General features: G+C 50.2%; 2 protein-coding genes. Both read left to right on the top strand.

The annotated features are described in order from the left end of the window. Positions 1–178 precede the first annotated feature (178 nt). Entirely contained in the window at positions 179–1,237 is a 1,059-nt protein-coding gene (gene nadA / locus G462_RS0120025; protein ID WP_026960557.1) for a quinolinate synthase NadA, read from the top strand. A gap of 132 nt (positions 1,238–1,369) precedes the next feature. Then, complete coding sequence (locus tag G462_RS0120020) at positions 1,370–2,419, top strand: GMP reductase (protein WP_026960556.1); 1,050 nt, start codon at positions 1,370–1,372, stop codon at positions 2,417–2,419. Positions 2,420–2,495: the final 76 nt, after the last annotated feature.

Genomic DNA, 2,495 nt, shown 5'->3' with positions numbered 1-2,495 from the left:
GTTAGCTCAGTTGGTAGAGCAGTTGACTTTTAATCAATTGGTCGAAGGTTCAAATCCTTCACGACCCACCATCATTTTAAAGCCTCGCATAAGCGGGGCTTTTTTGTCTTTAGTCGGACAGACAAAGGCAAAGTGCCGTAGTATAATTCCCGAAGTTTTTTTTAACGATATATCGCTTATGTTGCAGTCTCCTTACTTTAATGAGTCTATCTATCCGTTTCCTCCTAAACCTGCTCCCCTGACCGACGAGCAGAAGGCCCGCCATATCGCACGCATTAAACAGTTGCTGGTTGAGAAAGACGCGGTATTAGTTGCCCATTATTACACCGACCCTGAGATCCAAGCTCTGGCAGAAGAGACCGGTGGTTGTGTCGCTGATTCTCTTGAAATGGCTCGGTTTGGCAACAACCACTCGGCATCGACCTTGTTGGTCGCTGGGGTGCGCTTTATGGGCGAAACCGCCAAGATCCTCACTCCAGAAAAACGCGTCATCATGCCGACCTTAGACGCGGAGTGCTCGCTAGATTTGGGCTGCCCAGAGAAGGAATTCAATGAGTTCTGTGATGCTCACCCTGACCACACCGTGGTGGTGTACGCCAATACCTCAGCCGCGGTAAAAGCGCGTGCTGATTGGGTAGTGACCTCGAGCATTGCGCTGGATGTTGTTGAGCACCTCGACAGTGAAGGGCATAAGATCATCTGGGCGCCAGATCGCCACCTTGGCGGCTACGTGGCCAAAGAAACCGGTGCTGACATGCTATTGTGGCAAGGTGCCTGTATCGTTCATGATGAGTTTAAATCCCAAGCGCTGATCCAGCTTAAGCAGCAAAACCCCGACGCGGCTGTACTGGTACACCCAGAGTCGCCACAAGCGGTGGTTGATTTGGCAGACGCTGTGGGCTCTACCAGCCAGTTGATTGCGGCAGCGCAGACCTTGCCCCATAAAAAGCTGATTGTGGCCACCGACAAAGGCATCTTCTATAAGATGCAACAAGCTTGTCCAGATAAAGAGATGATTGAAGCTCCTACTGGTGGTAACGGCGCAACCTGCCGTTCCTGTGCGCATTGCCCTTGGATGAAGATGAATGGCTTGAGAGCCATTGAAGAGGCACTGATTGACGGAACAGGGCACGAGGTGTATGTCGATGACAACCTACGCGAAAAGGCGCTAGTGCCATTAGACCGTATGCTTAACTTTGCCGCGGAAAACAGAGTCAAAGTTAAGGGCAACGCCTAAACCGAAAAAGCCTGCTTTAAAGCAGGCTTTTTTATGGGCAAAATCATGATCAGTATAACGTATTAACTTTTCTGTTAATTGCATTTTTTTGCTAGCATAGAAAGGTTTGTGTCTAAGACAATAGGAATACCGATGAGGATCGAAACCGATATTAAGCTGGGCTTTAAAGATGTGTTAATTCGCCCGAAGCGTTCAACCTTGAAGAGTCGTTCACAGGTTGTAATTGATCGGAAGTTTACCTTCAAACATACCAACAGTCAATGGGAAGGTGTGCCCGTTGTCGCCGCCAATATGGATACCGTAGGGACCTTTGGTTTGGCCAAGATGTTTGCAGAGCACCGTATGATGACTGCTGTACATAAACACTACAGTATTGAGCAATGGGCCGAGTTCCTGGCGAGTATCCCGCGCGACCAGCATAAGTACCTGATGGTGAGCTGTGGTACGTCAGAAGCTGATTTCGAGAAAACTAAGCAGATCCTGGCACTAGATAGCGATGTGCAGTTTATCTGTGTAGATGTCGCCAACGGCTACTCGGAACACTTTGTCGGTTACGTTAAGAAGATGCGTGACACCTTTAGCGACAAGGTCATTGTAGCAGGTAACGTGGTCACCGGTGAGATGGTCGAAGAGCTGATCCTAAGTGGTGCCGATGTGGTGAAAGTGGGGATCGGACCTGGCAGTGTATGTACCACGCGTGTAAAGACCGGGGTTGGTTATCCGCAGCTGTCGGCTATTATCGAGTGTGCCGACGCCGCGCACGGCTTAGGTGGCCAGATTGTTGGCGACGGCGGCTGTACCTCTGCTGGTGATGTGGCTAAAGCCTTCGGCGGTGGCGCTGACTTCGTCATGCTAGGCGGCATGCTGGCAGCGCACAAAGAAAATGGCGGCGAAGTGGTTGAGAAGAACGGTGAGAAGTTTATGCACTTCTATGGCATGAGCTCACAAACCGCCATGGACAAGCACGCTGGTGGTGTTGCAGAGTATCGCGCTTCAGAAGGTAAAACCGTGCTATTGCCGTATAAAGGCAGCCTGAAAACCACCATTCAAGATATCCAAGGTGGTGTGCGTTCTGCCTGTACCTACGTCGGCGCGTCGTCGCTTAAAGAGTTGACCAAGCGTACCACTTTTATCCGCGTGCAAGAGCAAGAAAACCAAGTGTATGGCGTGACCAAGGTCTAGCCTGATACGCTCAAAAGATAACGGGCCATTGGGCCTAATGCCGATCAGTTAAGACAGATCCATTGACGATCTTTCT

Origin of the sequence: Aliagarivorans taiwanensis DSM 22990 (assembly GCF_000429505.1) — a bacterium.
Classification (GTDB): Bacteria; Pseudomonadota; Gammaproteobacteria; order Enterobacterales; family Celerinatantimonadaceae; genus Aliagarivorans; species Aliagarivorans taiwanensis.
The sequence above is the reverse complement of the archived record's forward strand: the minus strand, read 5'-3'. Positions and strand labels throughout refer to the sequence as shown.